Genomic DNA, 15,562 nt, shown 5'->3' with positions numbered 1-15,562 from the left:
CCCCTCTCCCTATCGGCCGGGGGCCCCTGGGCCGCCCCGCCGGGGGGGTCGGGGGCTTCCCACCCCACGCCGCCGCCCCTACTCGATAGCGGAGCTATCGAGACGCTCCGGCAACGCGGCGAGGGGCCGTGCCAGGCGTCGCGGACCCGGCCCTGGTCCGCCGGGCAGGACCCTGGCGCGGACTGCGCGCTGGTGGCGGTCGGTCTGCTGTCGTGGCAGCTCATCGACTTCTTCTACGCCGACATCGGCGGCCCCTCCACGGTCCTGATGTCCGTCGTGCTCGGTCTGGCGGCCTGGTGGTCGCTGGCGGAGGTGCGCGATGCCTGACCCCCGGTCCGCCTCCCGGCCCCCGGCCGACACCCCCGCCCACGGTCTGGACCTGGGCGCGGCCGGGGCGTGGGCGGCCGGGGCGCCCGGCGGCGAGAGGGCGGGCGGGACGACCGGCGAGCGCGCTTCGGGCGACGGTGTGCCCGGCCGTGCCGTCCGCGACGGGGCGTGGGCGTCCGACACCACCCTGCAGCTGCGCCTTCCGTACGGCCGCGCCGACCGCACTCCCCCGGTCGGGTCCGCCGACCCCTGGTCGCTCCTGGCACCCGAGGACCCGCTGTGCGACCTGCCGGCGGTCGTGCCGGGCGGGGAGGGCGAGCGGGGCGGCGGGCCGGGACGGCCGGACACGGGTCCCGCCGATCCGTGGGCGGCCGGCAGCGGCCCCGATCTGCTGTGCGGGGTGGAGCCGCGCGGCGGCCCGGTCGCCGAGCCGGTCCTGGACCCCGGGCGCCCGCCGCGCGACCCGTGGGACGTCGCGGGCGCGACCGACGGGCCGTCCCCGGCCGGCGGCAGCCGGGTGGTGCGGCGCGGTCCGGTGGTGATCACCAGCCGCTCCGTGCCGGGCGAGGCGACCCGGCCGCCGCTGCTCGGCGGCCGGCCGCTCGGCCACGGCGCCCGGCCCGTCGAACCGCCGGAGGCGCCGCCCGTACGGGCCCGGCACGCGCGGCGCCGGATGAAGTGGTCGCCCTCGGGGCGGTTCCTGCTGCGGGCGGCGGCCGTCACGGCGGCGCTGACCGCCGTCGGCGCGATCCTGGGCCTGGTCCGGGACCAGATCCTCGCCGGGTACTTCGGCGCGGGCGCCGAGACCGACGCGTTCCTGGTGGCCTGGACGGTGCCGGAGTTCGCGTCGACGCTGCTCATCGAGGACGCGATGGCGCTGATCCTGGTGCCGGCGTTCGCCCGGGCGCTCGCCCGCCGCGCCGGCAGCCTGTTCGGCGACCCCGTCCGCACCCTCGTACGCGCCACCCTCCCCCGGCTGGTCCTCGGCGTGGCCGCCGCCTCCGCGCTCCTCGTCTTCCTCGCCCCGTGGCTCGTCGCCGCGCTCGCGCCCGGCCTTCCGGACCCGCAGCTCGCGGTGGACTGCACGCGCCTGACGGCGACCTGTGTGCTGTCGTTCGCGCTCGCCGGGTACTGCTCGGCGGCGCTGCGCGCGCACGGCTCCTTCCTGCCGCCGGCGGCGATCTACGTCGCGTACAACGTCGGCATCATCGGCACCACGCTCGTGCTGCGCGAACCGCTCGGCGTGCGCTCCGCGGCGGCCGGGGTCGCGGTCGGCGGCGTCCTGATGGTGCTCGTCCAGGCACCGTCGCTGCTGCGGGAGCTGCGCTCCCGGCCGGTCCCGAAGTCCGAGCCGAAGCCCGCACCGGCCGGTGGCGACGGCCGGCTCCTCGTCCTCGGGATGATCGCCCCGGTCGTCGTCTTCGCGCTGACCCGCCAGTCGCAGATCCTCATCGAACGCTTCCTCGCCTCGCCGCTCCCGGCCGGCGCGATCTCGCATCTGAACTACGCGCAGAAGGTCGCGCAGATGCCGATGATCCTCTCCCTGATGCTGTGCACGGTCAGCTTCCCCGTGGTCGCCCGGGCGCTCGCCTCCGGCGACGCGGAGGCGGCCCGCCGCCGGGTCGAGCGCGATCTGCTGCTCGCCGCCGTCGTCGTGCTCGTCGGCGCGTCGACGGTGATCGCCGCCGCGCCGCAGATCGTCGGACTCCTCTTCGAGCGCGGCGCGTTCGACACCGGCGACACCGCCGCCACCGCCGCCGTCATGCGGGTGTACGCGCTCGGGCTGCTCGGCCAGACGATGGTCGGCGCCCTGGTCCGCTGCTACTTCTCCGCCGTCCGCCCGCTCTGGTACCCGGCCGCCGCGATGGGCGCCGGGCTCGCCGCGACCGCCGTGACCGGGGCGGCCGCCGCACAGCTGTGGGGCGCCGCGGGCATCGCCGGCGCCAACGCCTTCGGCATCACCCTGACGGCCGTGATGCTGCTGCTCGGCGCGCACCGGCAGTCCGTGCCGGTCGACGTACGGCGGCTCGGCGAGGGCCTGCTGCGGCTCGCCACGGCCGGCGCGTGGGCGACCGGCGCGGGCTGGCTGTGCTCGGTGGCGATCGGCCCGCAGCTGCTCTCGCTCACCGTCGCCGCGCTCGTCGTCGTCGGCGTCTTCCTGCTCTTCGTCGCGTGCGCCGCCAAGGCGCCCGAGATCCCGCCCCTGCCCCGCTCCCCCCGTCGAACCCTCCGAAGGACCCCCCATGCCCGCCCCAGCCGTGCTGCGTCGTCTGCTGCCGAAGCCTCCCCTGTGGGTCGCGATGTACCACTCGATCGCGGACGCATCCGATGATCCGTACCGGGTGACCGTCTCCCCCGTGCGCTTCGCCCGCCAGCTGCACTGGCTGGGCGACCGGGGGCTGCGCGGGGTGTCCGTACGGGAACTGCTCGCGGCGACCGCGGCGGGCCGGGAGCGCGGACTCGTCGGCCTGACCTTCGACGACGGCTACGCGGACTTCCTGGAGTCGGCGGTGCCGCTGCTCCGGCGGCACGGCTTCACCGCGACCGTGTACGTGCTGCCGGGCCGGCTCGGCGGCGACAACGCGTGGGACGCGCACGGGCCGCGCAAGCCGCTGCTCGACGAGGACGGCATCCGCCGGGCGGCCGCCGCCGGGATGGAGATCGGCTCGCACGGACTGCACCACGTGTCGCTGACGGAGGCCGACGACGCGACGCTCGCCGCCGAGACCCGGCACAGCCGGGAGCTGATCGAGGACATCACCGGCGGCCCGGTGGACGGCTTCTGCTACCCGTACGGGACGGTCGACGCCCGGGTCACGCGCGCGGTCCGCAAGGCGGGTTACGCGTACGGCTGCGCGATCGACCCGGGCCCGCTGTCCGGCACGTACGCCCTGCCGCGCGTGCACGTCGGCGAGGAGGACACCTCGTGGCGGCTCACCGCGAAGCGGTTCCTGCACCCGCTGCGGCGGCGCCGCCCCGTCGACCTGCTCCCCGCGCGGAGCGGCCCGGCCCGGTCGGTCCTGTCATGAACCCTGACCTGAAGAGCCCTGACCTGAAGGTGCTGCACGTCATCACCGGCCTCGGCATCGGCGGCGCCGAGCAGCAGCTGCGGCTGCTGCTGCGCCATCTCCCGGTACGGAGCCGGGTGGTGACCCTGACCAACCCGGGCGCGGTCGCCGACGGCATCGAGGCGGACGGCACCCCCGTCACCCACCTCGGCATGACCGGCAACCGCGACGTCGGCGCGCTGCCCCGGCTCACCCGGCTGATCCGGCAGGGCGGTTACGACCTGGTGCACACCCACCTCTACCGGGCCTGCGTGTACGGGCGCCCGGCGGCGCGGCTCGCCGGCGTGCGGTCCGTCATCGCGACCGAACACTCCCTCGGCGACGCCCAGATCGAGGGCCGCCCGCTGTCGTCCGGCACCCGCGCGCTGTACCTGGCGACGGAGCGCCTCGGCACCTCCACGGTCGCGGTCTCCCCCAGCGTCGCCCGCCGCCTGGCCCGCTGGGGCGTCCCCCCGGCCCGCATCGACGTCGTCCCGAACGGCATCGAGACCACCCGCTTCGCCCACGATCCGGCCGCCCGCGCCCGCACCCGGACCGCCCTCGGCCTGCCCGCCGACGCCTTCGTGGTCGGCGGCGTGGGCCGCCTCACCCCCGGCAAGCACTTCGACCGCCTCGTCCGCGCGGTGGCCGCCGTCCCGGAGGCCCGCCTCCTGCTCGTCGGCGACGGCGACCAGCGCGAGGCCCTGCCGCGCCTCGCCGCGGAGTGCGGGGCGGCCGACCGGGTGCTCCTGGCGGGCGCGGTGGCGGATCCGCCAGGGGGACCCGGCGAGTGGCCCGATCTGCCGTCGTTGCTCGCCGCCATGGACGTCTTCGTGTCCGCCTCTCCCGACGAGACCTTCGGGCTCGCCGTCGTCGAGGCGCTGGCCGCCGGGCTGCCCGCGCTCTATGTGGCGTGTCCGGCGATCGACGACCTGCCGGCGGAGGCCGCGCCAGGGGCGCGGCGGGTCGGCGGGTCGGTGCCCGAGCTGGTCGGCGCGCTGCACGAGGTGCTGCGGACGCGGGGCGGGCGGGGCGACCGGTTGCCGCCGCCCGAGGCCGTCCGCCGTTACGACATCGCGCACAGCGCCGAGCAGTTGCTGTCCCTCTACCACCGGGCCGTCCACGGCCCCCGCCCCGTGAAGTGAGAGCTGTGTCATGACCACCACCCCGCCACGTTCCTCCCTGCTCACCCCCGCCCGCTGGATGGTGCTGCCGGCCGCCGTGCTGGCCGGCGCCGTCCTCGGCGGCGGCTACGGCGCCCTGAAGACCCCCGAGTACGCGGCGACCAGCTACGTCATCGTCGTGCCCGGCGAGAAGTCCGACCCGGCGGCCGCGCTCGGCTTCGCCCAGGCGTACGGGCGGGTCGCCACGGACATCGCGGTGACCGGGGACGCCCAGGTGTGGGCGGGCGTCTCCGCCGCCACACTGCGGCAGAGCGTGCAGGCGGCGACCTCCCCGGACGCCCCGATGATCTCGATCACGGCCCGGTCGGCGAAGCCGGCGACGGCCGTCTCGATGGCCGACGGCGTGGCCCGCGCGCTCGTCACCAACAGCACGCACGTCGCCGCGAACACCGGCGTGAAGGTCGTCCAGTTCTCCCGCGCGACCAAGCCGCAGCAGCCCGTCTCGCCGTCGGCGCCGCTGTCCGCGCTGGTCGGCGGCTGTGCGGGCGGGCTGCTCGGCGGCCTCGCCCTGCTCGTACGCCCGAAGCGCTCGGCGCGCGCCGAGGCCCGGCACTCCCGGCAGCCCCAGGTGCCGGGTCCGGCGGGCGCCGCGCACCAGCCGGAACCGGAGGCGGTGTGAACGGCGGACTGAACGACAGATTGAACGGCAGATCCTTCCTGACCGAGATCGTCCGCGACTGCGCCGAGTTCGGGCGGCTCGGCCCCGAGTGGACGGCGCTGTACCGGCGGTGCGCCACGGCCACGCCGTTCCAGTCGTACGCGTGGCTGCACTCCTGGTGGCTGTCGTACGGGCGTCCCGGCGACCTGCGGGTGGTCGTGGTGCGGAGCGCCGACGGGACGCCGGTCGGCGCGGCGGCGCTGATGCGGGCGCCCGGCCCGCTGCCCGCGCTGAGCCCGCTCGGCGGCGCCATCACCGACTTCACCGACGTGCTCCTCGACGACTCCTGCCCGGAGGCCGCGTCCGCGCTCGCGGGCGCGCTGGCCCGGGCGGCCCGCGGCACGGTGATCGACCTGCGCGAGGTACGGCCCGGGGCCGCGGCGGAGCGGGTCTACGAGGCCTGGCACGGCCCGCGGCGACGGCTCGCCGACTCGCTGTGCCTGGAACTGCCCGCCGTACCCATGGAGGCGCTGCTCGAACGCATCCCCTCCGGGAAGGCGCAGCGGGTACGGGCCAAGCTGCGGAAGATGGACGCGCTCGGCATCGACGAGCGGATCGTGCCCGCGGCCGAGGTGCCGGGCGCCCTGGAGCGGCTCCTCCGTCTGCACCGGCTCCAGTGGCAGGGCCGGGGCGTGACCGCCGAGCACACCAGCGAGCGCTTCGCGCAGCACCTGGCGCGGGCGGTGCGCCCGATGGTCGAGCGCGGCGACGCGATGGTCACCGAGTTCCGGCTCGGCGGCGACGTGGTGTGCGCGGACCTGACCCTGATGTCCCCGCGCCTCGCGGGCGGCTACCTGTACGGGGCGGACCCCGAGCTGCGGGCCCGTAAGGTCGACGTGGCGGCGATGCTGCTGCGGCACGGGGCGCGCGAGACCAGCGCGAGCGGCCGGGCCACGCTGAGCATGCTGCGCGGCACCGAGTCGTACAAGCACCACTGGCGGCCCGAGACCGTGCCCAACCAGCGTCTGATGCTGGCGGGGCCGGGCGCCGCGCCGCTGCTCTGGCTGCGCGCGGGCGCCGCGAACGGACGGCGCTGGGCGGCGGAGCAGGCGCGGGAGCGGGAGTGGCTGGGCCGCGCGGTCGGGCGACTGCGCGGAACGCCGAGCGGCGGCGGAGGATGAGTTCCTCCGCCGCCGAGGCGGGCGTCGTCAGAACGGCCAGACCCCGTTCAGGGCGCCCTTCCAGTCGATCTTCAGGCCGTTCTGCCAGCCGACGGCCGGCTTGGCCGGCGGCTTGGCGGGCATCGTGGGCATGGCGGGCATGGCGGGCATGGCGGGCATGGCGGGCTCCTTCAGGGAGTCCTTCCAGGACTGCTTCCAGGACGTGTCCTTCGGGACACAGACCGGCCCGCCGATCCAACTCTCCACCCAGGAACCGAGGTTCAGCTTCCAGCACTCGGGCTTGGTGGGCTCGGGCTTCGGCTCGGGCTTGGGCTCAGGCTTCGGTTCCGGCTTCGGTTCCGGCTTCGGCTCGGGCTTCGGTTCCGGCTTCGGCTCGGGCTTCGGTTCCGGCTTCGGCTCGGGCTTCGGTTCCGGCTTCGGTTCCGGCTTCGGCTCGGGCTTGGGCTCAGGCTTCGGCTCGGGCTTCGGCTCGGGCTTGGGCTCGGGCTTCGGCTCGGGCTTCGGGACCGGCACCGTCGGATCGGTGGGCTCGGTCGGGTCCGTGGGCTCCGTCGGCTCCGTCGGCTCGGTCGGGTCCTTGGGCTCGGTGGGCTCAGTGGGCTCGGTCGGGTCCGTGGGCTCCGTCGGCTCCGTCGGCTCGGTCGGGTCCGTCGGCTCGGTCGGGTCCGTCGGCTCCGTCGGCTCCGTCGGCTCCGTCGGCTCCGTCGGCTCCGTCGGCTCCGTCGGGACCTCCGGCTCCACGCCGTACAGCATCTGCCGGAACACCAGCGAGGACTGCGGGTTGTCGTCGCACTGCCAGACGCCGTGCGGACAGTAATCGGTGATCGTGTGGTACAGCGGCTGGTGCAGCTTCATCCATTCCAGCATCTGCCGCATGTACGCGGGGTTGTCTCCGTTCCGGAACAGGCCCCATTCCGGATAGGAGATCTGCTTCCCGTGCTCGGCGGCGAAATCGACCTGCGCCTGGAGTCCGTACGGCTCCTTGACGTGATCGTCGAAACTGGAGCCCGGCGGCTGGTCGTAGGAATCCATGCCGATGACGTCGACGACGTCGTCACCCGGATAGCACTCGGTCCACGGAATCGCGTCGCGGCCGCGGCTCGGGTTGAAGTCGAAGCGGAACTTCTGGCCCGGCACGGAGCGCATCGCGCCGACGATCCGGTTCCAGTACTTCTTCCACGCCGTCGGGTCCGGCGCGCACCGGCTGGTGTACGTCGTGCCGTTCATCTCCCAGCCGAGCACGATCACGGTGTCCGTGGCCCGGAGGTCGACCAGGCGCTGGGCGAGGGTGCGGAAGTGCTCGTCGTAGTAGCCGGCGGCGCCCAGCTGGAGCCGGCGGCGGACCTCGTAGTCCGAGACCCCGGCCTCGTTCCGTTCCAGCATGGGCACGTTGAGGACGAACATCCGGTCGGCCCGCTCGTTGCGCCAGGCCGCCCAGGAGTCGAGGAAGCCGGGCGGGCCCTCGATGTTCGACCAGAGGTCGCCGGGCAGATAGGTGTGCCCGACGCGGAGTTCGTGCCCGCCGAGCCAGCGCTGCAGCTGGGCGATGCGGGCGACCCCGACGGGGCCCGATTCGAGGAACGCGCCCATGGCGCTGGAGAGAGTCGGTTGGGGGTCCCGGGTCGTTACGGATGCGGCGGAGTGAGCGTGAGCGGGAGACGACAGCACGACAGAACCTGACGCAAGGAGACCGGCGGTGAACACCCCCAGCCACATCTTCGAAGTTCTGCGGTTTCGGTTGACCATGGCAGCTTCTCCTTCGCTCGCACGCCGCATGATGATCCGTCAGTCGGATCTTCCGAATGTATTCCTAATGCGCCGACCGAGAACTCCGCCCCGCTCCGATCAATAGTCCGTTAGAGGATTCCTCATCGCCCGATTGGGCCCCCGAGACGAAGGAATGCCGTGCCGAGTTTTGACACCCGTGTCCCCGCGGTACTTGTGCGGCTCGACCCGAACCCCTTTCACCACGGCACCCTCGGCGCCGTGCGCTCCCTGGGGCGGGCGGGCATCGCGGTCCACGCGGTGGTCGAGTCGCCGGCCAGTCCGGTCGCCCGCTCCCGCTACCTCCGCGGCGCGCACCGCCGCCCCGACGAGCCCTCGCCCGCCGAGCTCACCCGCCTTCTGCACCGGATCTCCGACGTACTGGCCGGCGACGACCCCAGCCCGACCGACGGCACGTCACCTCCCGCCCTGCTCGTGCCCCTCGACGACATCACCGCACTGCTGCTCGCCGAGTGCCGGCCCGAGCTGGCCGGCCGCTTCCTGCTGCCCGACCAGTCCCCCGAGCAGCTCGCCCGGGTCGCCGACAAGGCCCAGCTCGCCGAGACCTGCCGGACCCTGGACCTCCCCCACCCCCGTACCGAACTCCCCGCCGACGCCGACGAGGCCGCCGCCATGGCCTGGTCGCTCGGCCTGCCCGTGGTCGCCAAGTGGAGCCGCCCCTGGCTGCTGCCGGCCGGCGGCGGACTGCGTAGCACCACGATCCTCGGCTCGCTCACCGAGGTCCGCGAGCTCTACGCCCGCACCCCGCAGGCCGGCAGCCGGCTGCTGTTGCAGGAACTCCTGCCCGCCGGGCGGGACCTCGACTGGTTCTTCCAGGGGTACGTGGACTCCGCCGGCGGCTGCGCGACCGGCGCCACCGGCCGCAAGGAGCGCTCCTGGCCCGACGGGGCCGGGCTCACGGCGGTCGGCCGGTGGACCGCGAACCCGGCGGTCGACGCGACGGCCCGGGAGCTGCTCGGCGCGCTCGGCTACCGGGGCGTGTGCGACCTCGACTTCCGGCTCGACCGGGAGACCGGCGCGTACCACCTGCTCGACTTCAACCCGCGGCCCGGCGCCCAGTTCCGGCTGTTCGCCGACCGGAACGGCCTCGACGTGGTCCGGGCCATGCACCTGGACCTCACCGGCCGGCCGGTGCCCGCGCACCTGCCCGGGTACGGGCGCCGCTTCGTCGTCGAGAACTACGCGACCCTGTCGTACCTCGTCTCGCCGCGCCGCCGGTACGTGCCCGAGCCGGTCGGTCCGGTCGGCGGGTCCGGCGGCCGTGAGGCGGCCTGGTTCGCCGCCGACGACCTCCGGCCGGCGCTCGCGATGCTGCGCGCCTGGTGCGCGCACGTCCTGCGCAAGGGGCTGCTGACGCTGCGTCGGCTGATCGGCGGCGGGCCGCGCATCCTGCGGCGCCCGGCCTGCGTACCGCCGCAGCCCTCGGCCCGTACGGCCCCCACCGGCCGGGTGACGCGGCGATGACCCCCATCAGACCTGTGAGAACGACGACTTCGAAGGCGGAACGCACGATGTACGACCTGGTGATTGTGGGAGCGGGCCCCTACGGGCTCTCGGTCGCCGCGCACGCGGCGGCGCACGGTCTGGACCTGCGGATCTTCGGCCGCACCATGGAGTCCTGGCACGCCATGCCCTCGGGGATGTTCCTGAAGTCCGAGCCGTGGGCCTCCCACCTCTCCGACCCCGAGGGGGTGTACGGGCTCGACGCCTACGCGGCCACCCGGGGCGTGCGCGCCGAGCACGGGGTGCCGCTGCCGGTCGGCTTCTTCGCCGCGTACGGCGACTGGTTCGCCCGGCAGGCGGTGCCCGCGCTCGACGAGCGGCTCGTGACGACGGTGGCGCCGGACGCGGGCGGCGGTTACGCGGTGACCGCCGAGGACGGCGAGACGGTCCGGGCCCGGACGGTCGCGCTCGCGGTGGGCGTGCTGCCCTTCATGGAGATCCCCGAACCGCTGCGCGGGCTCCCCCGGCGTCACGTCACCCACTCCAGCCACCACGGCGAGCTCGACGGCTTCACCGGACGGGACGTCACCGTGATCGGCGCCGGGCAGGCCGCCCTGGAGACCGCCGCGATCCTCGTCGAGCAGGGCGCCGCGAGCGTACGGATCCTGGCCCGCTCCGACCGGCTGAACTGGAACACCGTGCCGCCCGCGCTCGACCGCGGCCCCTGGCGGTCGCTGCGGGCCCCGCACACCGGGCTCGGCTGCGGCTGGCAGAACAAGCTGTACGCGGACACCCCGGGAATCTTCCGGCGGCTGCCGGCCGCCACCCGCGAGCGGCTCTTCGGCTCGGCGCTCGGCCCGGCCGGCGCCTGGTGGCTGCGCGAGCGGTTCGCCGGGGTGAAGGACGTGCGGCTCGGGCAGCACGTGACCCGCGCGACGGTCACGGCGGACGAGCGGGTGCGGCTGGACGTGAGCGGTCCGGACGGGACCGCGGAGGTCGTGGAGACCGACCATGTCATCGCGGCGACCGGCTTCGTGCCCAGCCTGGACCGGGCCGACGTGCTCGCGCCCGAACTGCGCGACGGGCTGCGCCGGGTGGGCGCGGGCGGGGCGCCGGAGGTCGGGGCGCTCTTCGAGTCCTCACGGCCGGGCCTGTTCCTCGCCGGACTGCTCACGGCTCCCTCGTACGGGCCGTCGATGCGCTTCGTGTTCGGCGCGGACTACACGGCGGGGCGCCTGGTGAAGGGCGTACGGCAGCGGCTGCGGGCCGGCGCCGGGCGGGGCGACGGAGTCCTCGGCCGGCCCCGTACGGGCGAGGAGCGGGTGACCGCGCCGGCGTCCTGACGTACCGGACGCCCCCGTCGCACCACCGGATGCCGGTACGGGTACGACGGCGAAGACCGGCCCCGGGGAGTGTGGTGGACACTCCCCGGGGCCGGCCGGGACCCGCGGTACCGCTGCGTCAGTGGTTGACGCAGACGTTGCCGAAGGCCGGGTTCAGCGCACCGATCAGGTTCAGGCTGTTGCCGCAGATGTTGATCGGGATGTGGATCGGGACCTGGACCACGTTGCCGGACAGCACGCCGGGCGAGCCGACGGCGACGCCCTCCGCGTGCGAGTCGGCCATCGCGGGAGCGGCGGCACCCAGGGCCATGAGCAGACCGGCAACGGCGACCGCGGCCTTCTTGCACTTCATTTCGTCTGGATCCTTTCTGCGGCGGAAGAGAATTCACGGCTTTCGTGATTACGGGCGCCCATCGGACTCCCGCCTTCCGCTGCACGGTTCTCAACGACACTGCCACGAAAAGGAAACCGTCGGATGGTCCGACCGGCTTCCTTCACTCCATTGCCGGGCACCCGAATGGTCAACGCGGCCAGATAGGTGTTCTCATCAGCCGTTCCCATTCGCGGTCGGGCACTCCGGGCACCACCCGACCTGCCTGTTCCCACTGGCGGGCCAGCGAGGAATAGAGCGGGAAGGGCTCCCGCTCCGGCGGCGGGTCGGGAACGTAACGGCTCTTCGGAATGAAGGCCATGCGCTCCCATTTCCCTGGATCGGGGGCCATATTCGCTCCTTTCACCAATGTTCCGGCGTCATTCCGGCATCATGGCACAGCCGTCGCAGGAGAGTGATTCGAACTGCCGATGTCGCGTCGCGCACCTGTGTACGAGTGCGTCCGAATTAACGTTCCTTCATGAATTCCCCCCACTCCCTCCGGCGCCCGGGGCCCCGCCCGCGCGCACGCCGGAGACGTACGCTGCTCCTGTCCACCGCCCTGGTCGCGCTCGGCACCGGCGTCCTCGCCGCGGCGCCGTCGGACCTGCCCTCGCCGGGGAAGGGCCTGAATCTGCTGGTGGTCGGCGTCGACGGCCGCAAGGCCGTGACCGCCACCGAGAAGAAGAAGTACCGGCTCGGCAGCCGGGAGTGCGCCTGCACGGACGTGATCATGCTGGTGCACGTGTCCGCGAAGAACGACCGGGTGAGCGTGGTGAGCCTGCCGCGCGACTCGCTCACCGAGTTCCCCGAGGGGCATGTCGACCGGCGTACCGGCGAGGAGCACGAGGGCCATCCGGCGAAGATCAACGGCGCCTGGGCGGAGGGCGGTCCGGCCTTCACGATCGAGACCGTCGAGGCGATGACCGGGGTCGAGGTGCACCGCTATCTGGAGATCGACTTCCGTCGCTTCATGGACACGGTGAACGTCTTCGACAAGGGCGTCCCCGTCTGCACGAAGAAGCGGCTCAAGGATCCGGTGACCGGGATCGACCTGAAGGCTGGCTCACGGTCCGTGCGGGGCGGCGAGGCACTGCAGTACGTCCGCTCACGCCGCGCGGACGGCAAGATGGACTTCGGACGCATCCAGAAGCAGCAGCTGTTCATCGCCAATCTGCACCGCAACCTGCGCGACGGTCTGCTCAGGAGCCCGAAGGCACTGAAGGCCTTCGCCTCGACCATGCGCGGCAAGGGCAAGGCCGAGCGCGGGATCTCGGTGACCGAGCTGGTCGCGCTCGCCGGACGGCTGAAGAACCTCACCCCGGCCCGTACGGAGTTCGCGGTCGTCCCGGTCGGGGGCTTCAACCAGGACATCGAGGGCGTCGGCTCGACCCTGGCCTGGGACGAGGAGCACGCGGACCAGGTGTTCGCGGCGATGCGCTCCGACAAGGCGCTGCCGAAGGCCCGGCCGGAGCCGACCAGTGAGATCCCGCAGGGCCTCGGCGACTACAAGCCGGTGAAGGGCGCCTCGCTGCTCTGCAAGTGACGGACGCCCCTCCCCTCCCCTCCCCTTCCGCTTGCCGGCGGCCGACTGCTAGCGGCCGAGCCCGCGGGCCAGAAGCTCGGGGTCGGTGGCCGGCGCGTCGCACACGAAGTGCCGGCAGACATAGGCGGCGGCGCGGCCGTCGACCAGCGGCCGGTCCCTCAGGAGCGGGAACTCCTCGCCGTCGGGCAGCCCGGCGGCGAGGACCGCGCCGGGCGTGGCGGCGTGCAGGGCGGTACGGCGCAGGGCGCGGAAGCCCTCGTCGTCGGGGGCGCCGACCACGGCGATCTCCCTGGGCCCGTCGCGCAGCGCCTCGGCGACGGCCAGGCCCCAGCCGATGAAGCGCGGGGCGCGCGGCCCGAGCGCCTTGACCACGCCGAGGGCTCGCTCGGCGGCGGTCCGGTGCGCCTCGGAGCCGGTGTGCGCGGCGTACGAGAGCAGCGCGCCGGCGGCCGCGGTCCAGCCGGACGGGGCGGCGTTGTCGGTGGGGTCCTGGGGGCGGCGGATCAGCTGCTCGGCGTCGTGCGCGGTGTCGTAGAGCGCGCCGCCCTCGGCGGTGAAGCGGTCGAGGACGATGTCGAGGAGGAAGCCGGCGAACTCCAGCCACACGCCCTCCCCGGTGACGGAGGCGAGCGCGAGGAAGCCCTCGGCGACGTCGGCGTAGTCCTCCAGGACCCCGGCGTTGGCACCGGCGCGCCCGTCCTTGGAGGTACGGGTGAGGCGGGCGCCGTCGTCGAGGTGGACCCGGACGAGCAGGTCGGCGGCCTCGGTGGCGCGCTCGACCAGGTCGGGGCGGTCGAGCAGCGCGCCGGTCTCGGCGAGGGCGGCGACGGCCAGGCCGTTCCAGGCGGCGACGATCTTGTCGTCGCGGCCGGGGCGCGGGCGCTGCTCGCGGGCGGCGAGCAGCCGGGTGCGGATGGAGGCGACGCGGTCGGCATCGGCGAGGGTGCCGTCCAGCGGCAGCTGGAGCACCGAGGCGCCCTCCTCGAAGGTGCCCTCCTCGGTGACACCGAAGTAGCGGGCGGCGTGCCGGGCGTCCTCCGCGCCGAGGACCTCTTCGAGCTGCGTGGGCGTCCACGCGTAATAGGCGCCCTCGACGTGCTTCCCCGTCCCGTCATCCGAGTCGGCGTCGAGCGCGGAGGCGAAGCCGCCCTCGGGGGTGCGCAGTTCACGGACCATGAAGTCGGCGGTCTCCAGGGCGACCCGGCGGGCCAGGTCGCTGCCGGTGGCCCGCCACAGGTGTGCGTACACCCGGCAGAGCAGCGCGTTGTCGTAGAGCATCTTCTCGAAGTGCGGCACGACCCAGGCACGGTCCACGGCGTAGCGGGCGAAGCCGCCGCCGAGCTGGTCGTAGATACCGCCGCGGGCCATCGCCTCGCAGGTGTCGGAGGCCATCTGGAGGGCGCCCTCGGAGCCCGTACGGGCGTGGTGGCGGAGCAGGAACTCCAGGACCATCGACGGCGGGAACTTGGGGGCGCCGCCGAAGCCGCCGTCCTTGGCGTCGTACTCGCGGGTGAGGCCGAGCAGGGCCTGGGCGAGCTCGGAGTCGTCCGGGACGCCCTCGCCGCCGTACGCGAGCGAGCGGGCCCCGAGGTCCTTGACGATCTTCCCGGCGACCTCGGAGACCTCCTCGCGACGCTCGGTCCAGGCGCGCGAGACGCCTTCGAGGACATCGCCGAAGGAGGGCATGCCGTGCCGGGCCTCGGGCGGGAAGTAGGTGCCGAAGTAGAAGGGCTCGGCGTCCGGGGTGAGGAAGACGGTCATCGGCCAGCCGCCCTGCCCGGTGGCGGCCTGCACGGCCTCCATGTAGACGGCGTCGACGTCGGGACGCTCCTCGCGGTCCACCTTCACGGCGACGAAGTGCTCGTTGACCAGGGCGGCGGTGGCCTCGTCCTCGAAGGACTCGTGGGCCATGACGTGGCACCAGTGGCACGAGCTGTAGCCGACGCTGAGCAGCACCGGGACGTCGCGGCGGCGGGCCTCCTCGAAGGCCTCGGCCGACCAGGGCCACCAGTCGACCGGGTTGTCGGCGTGCTGGAGGAGATAGGGCGAGGTCTCTTGGGCCAGTCTGTTCGGCATGGCCCCATCCTCGCGCACCCGGGGCGGCGGCGGGCGGGGAAACACCGCTCGGTGGAACCGCCCCTGCGCCATGGGTGGACCCGGCGTGGACCGGGCGCGGGCGGGGCAGGGATGACGGGGAAGCGGCCCCGCTCCTCGCACTGGCTCTGCGAGGAACGGGGCCGCTTCAGCGGGGCTCGGAAGATCAGCCGCCGACGTTGCCGTTCTGGGAGAGGACCTCGCCCAGGATGTGCGACAGAGCGTCGTCGCCCTTCTGCTGCACGGAGTTCTGGGTGCAGGTCTGGTTCGCGACCGGGTTGCCGAGGACGTCCTGGACGGCGATCGGGACACCGATGAGGGCGCCGATCGGCACCTGGGCCTCGATCTTCTGGACGTCGAAGCAGTGGAGGACGCCACCGTTGACGAGACCGAAGTTCGGGCTCATGTAGCCACCGGTGGAGTTGCTGCCGATGGACTGCTTCGACGTGTTGCCGATGATGTTGGCGCTGCCGCCGTCGTTGCCGGCCGCCATCGCCGTGGTCGCGGACATGCCGGCGACGGTGGCCGCGACAGCAGCGGTAGCAAGAACCTTCTTGATCACGAGTATTCCTTCTTGAGCTCGATGGCCCGGAGCTCGATGGCCCGGAACTGCTCCGTTGACCGAAGCGTCCTGATCAACTGCC

13 protein-coding genes and 1 pseudogene are annotated in these 15,562 nt (G+C 73.9%); 9 read left to right on the top strand and 5 right to left on the bottom strand.

Annotated features, from left to right (window positions below):
* Positions 1-192 precede the first annotated feature (192 nt).
* The 6 genes from AB0M18_RS03030 to AB0M18_RS03005 all read left to right on the top strand — a co-directional run bounded on the left by AB0M18_RS03030 (position 193) and on the right by AB0M18_RS03005 (position 6,337).
* The gene (locus tag AB0M18_RS03030; protein WP_365755047.1) at positions 193-327 is read left to right on the top strand and encodes a hypothetical protein; all 135 of its coding nucleotides are present in this window, start codon (positions 193-195) and stop codon (positions 325-327) included.
* Between the two features lie 673 nt (positions 328-1,000).
* Positions 1,001-2,659: a lipid II flippase MurJ gene (locus tag AB0M18_RS03025; protein ID WP_365755045.1), complete on the top strand. Its 1,659-nt coding sequence runs from the start codon at positions 1,001-1,003 to the stop codon at positions 2,657-2,659.
* Positions 2,571-3,356 carry a polysaccharide deacetylase family protein gene (locus AB0M18_RS03020; protein WP_365754994.1) on the top strand — a complete coding sequence of 262 codons (786 nt, stop codon included), beginning with the start codon at positions 2,571-2,573 and terminating at the stop codon, positions 3,354-3,356. The genes AB0M18_RS03025 and AB0M18_RS03020 overlap by 89 nt, the downstream gene beginning before the upstream one ends.
* 23 nt (positions 3,357-3,379) lie before the next feature.
* The gene (locus AB0M18_RS03015; RefSeq protein ID WP_365755044.1) at positions 3,380-4,519 is read left to right on the top strand and encodes a glycosyltransferase; all 1,140 of its coding nucleotides are present in this window, start codon (positions 3,380-3,382) and stop codon (positions 4,517-4,519) included.
* 10 nt (positions 4,520-4,529) lie between these two features.
* Positions 4,530-5,177 (top strand): lipopolysaccharide biosynthesis protein, encoded by a 648-nt coding sequence (locus AB0M18_RS03010; protein ID WP_365754992.1) that lies wholly within the window; start codon positions 4,530-4,532, stop codon positions 5,175-5,177.
* A gap of 20 nt (positions 5,178-5,197) precedes the next feature.
* Positions 5,198-6,337, top strand: a complete 1,140-nt coding sequence (locus AB0M18_RS03005; protein WP_365754990.1) for a GNAT family N-acetyltransferase — start codon at positions 5,198-5,200, stop codon at positions 6,335-6,337.
* Between the two features lie 747 nt (positions 6,338-7,084).
* On the opposite strand, the pseudogene AB0M18_RS03000 reads toward AB0M18_RS03005, so the two are convergent.
* Positions 7,085-7,927, bottom strand: a pseudogene (locus tag AB0M18_RS03000) (glycosyl hydrolase); the annotation flags it as partial.
* Between the two features lie 315 nt (positions 7,928-8,242).
* Here AB0M18_RS03000 and AB0M18_RS02995 point away from each other — a divergent pair.
* Both AB0M18_RS02995 and AB0M18_RS02990 read left to right on the top strand, forming a co-directional pair.
* The gene (locus tag AB0M18_RS02995) at positions 8,243-9,586 is read left to right on the top strand and encodes an ATP-grasp domain-containing protein (protein WP_365754988.1); all 1,344 of its coding nucleotides are present in this window, start codon (positions 8,243-8,245) and stop codon (positions 9,584-9,586) included.
* A 47-nt stretch (positions 9,587-9,633) separates the two neighbouring features.
* Positions 9,634-10,908, top strand: a complete 1,275-nt coding sequence (locus AB0M18_RS02990) for a SidA/IucD/PvdA family monooxygenase (protein WP_365755043.1) — start codon at positions 9,634-9,636, stop codon at positions 10,906-10,908.
* A gap of 118 nt (positions 10,909-11,026) precedes the next feature.
* Here AB0M18_RS02990 and AB0M18_RS02985 read toward each other — a convergent pair whose 3' ends face one another.
* Together AB0M18_RS02985 and AB0M18_RS02980 are read right to left on the bottom strand one after the other, a co-directional pair.
* On the bottom strand, positions 11,027-11,260 hold the full coding sequence (locus AB0M18_RS02985; RefSeq protein WP_365754986.1) for a chaplin: 234 nt from the start codon (positions 11,258-11,260) through the stop codon (positions 11,027-11,029).
* Between the two features lie 169 nt (positions 11,261-11,429).
* Entirely contained in the window at positions 11,430-11,630 is a 201-nt protein-coding gene (locus AB0M18_RS02980) for a hypothetical protein (RefSeq protein ID WP_365754984.1), read from the bottom strand.
* Between the two features lie 129 nt (positions 11,631-11,759).
* Between AB0M18_RS02980 and AB0M18_RS02975 the strand changes: the two genes are divergently transcribed.
* Complete coding sequence (locus tag AB0M18_RS02975) at positions 11,760-12,824, top strand: LCP family protein (protein WP_365754982.1); 1,065 nt, start codon at positions 11,760-11,762, stop codon at positions 12,822-12,824.
* 48 nt (positions 12,825-12,872) lie between these two features.
* Here AB0M18_RS02975 and AB0M18_RS02970 read toward each other — a convergent pair whose 3' ends face one another.
* Both AB0M18_RS02970 and AB0M18_RS02965 read right to left on the bottom strand, forming a co-directional pair.
* On the bottom strand, positions 12,873-14,900 hold the full coding sequence (locus tag AB0M18_RS02970) for a thioredoxin domain-containing protein (protein ID WP_365754980.1): 2,028 nt from the start codon (positions 14,898-14,900) through the stop codon (positions 12,873-12,875).
* Positions 14,901-15,084: 184 nt separating this feature from the next.
* Positions 15,085-15,480, bottom strand: coding sequence for a rodlin (locus tag AB0M18_RS02965; protein ID WP_362534821.1), 396 nt, complete (start codon positions 15,478-15,480; stop codon positions 15,085-15,087).
* Between the last annotated feature and the right edge of the window lie 82 nt (positions 15,481-15,562).

The organism is Streptomyces sp. NPDC051909, from assembly GCF_040681095.1.
Classification (GTDB): Bacteria; Actinomycetota; Actinomycetes; order Streptomycetales; family Streptomycetaceae; genus Streptomyces.
Note: the sequence above shows the minus strand (reverse complement) of the source record. Positions and strands in the feature narration are given on the sequence as shown.

What these genes read in the sequence shown, in the direction of transcription:
- AB0M18_RS03025 (WP_365755045.1), top strand. Translation starts at nt 1,001, where the DNA reads ATGAAGTGGTCGCCCTCGGGGCGGTTCCTGCTGCGGGCGGCGGCCGTC.
- AB0M18_RS03020 (WP_365754994.1), top strand. Translation starts at nt 2,571, where the DNA reads ATGCCCGCCCCAGCCGTGCTGCGTCGTCTGCTGCCGAAGCCTCCCCTG.
- AB0M18_RS03010 (WP_365754992.1), top strand. Translation starts at nt 4,530, where the DNA reads ATGACCACCACCCCGCCACGTTCCTCCCTGCTCACCCCCGCCCGCTGG.
- AB0M18_RS02990 (WP_365755043.1), top strand. Translation starts at nt 9,634, where the DNA reads ATGTACGACCTGGTGATTGTGGGAGCGGGCCCCTACGGGCTCTCGGTC.
- AB0M18_RS02985 (WP_365754986.1), bottom strand. Translation starts at nt 11,260, where the DNA reads ATGAAGTGCAAGAAGGCCGCGGTCGCCGTTGCCGGTCTGCTCATGGCC.
- AB0M18_RS02980 (WP_365754984.1), bottom strand. Translation starts at nt 11,630, where the DNA reads ATGGCCCCCGATCCAGGGAAATGGGAGCGCATGGCCTTCATTCCGAAG.
- AB0M18_RS02975 (WP_365754982.1), top strand. Translation starts at nt 11,760, where the DNA reads ATGAATTCCCCCCACTCCCTCCGGCGCCCGGGGCCCCGCCCGCGCGCA.
- AB0M18_RS02970 (WP_365754980.1), bottom strand. Translation starts at nt 14,900, where the DNA reads ATGCCGAACAGACTGGCCCAAGAGACCTCGCCCTATCTCCTCCAGCAC.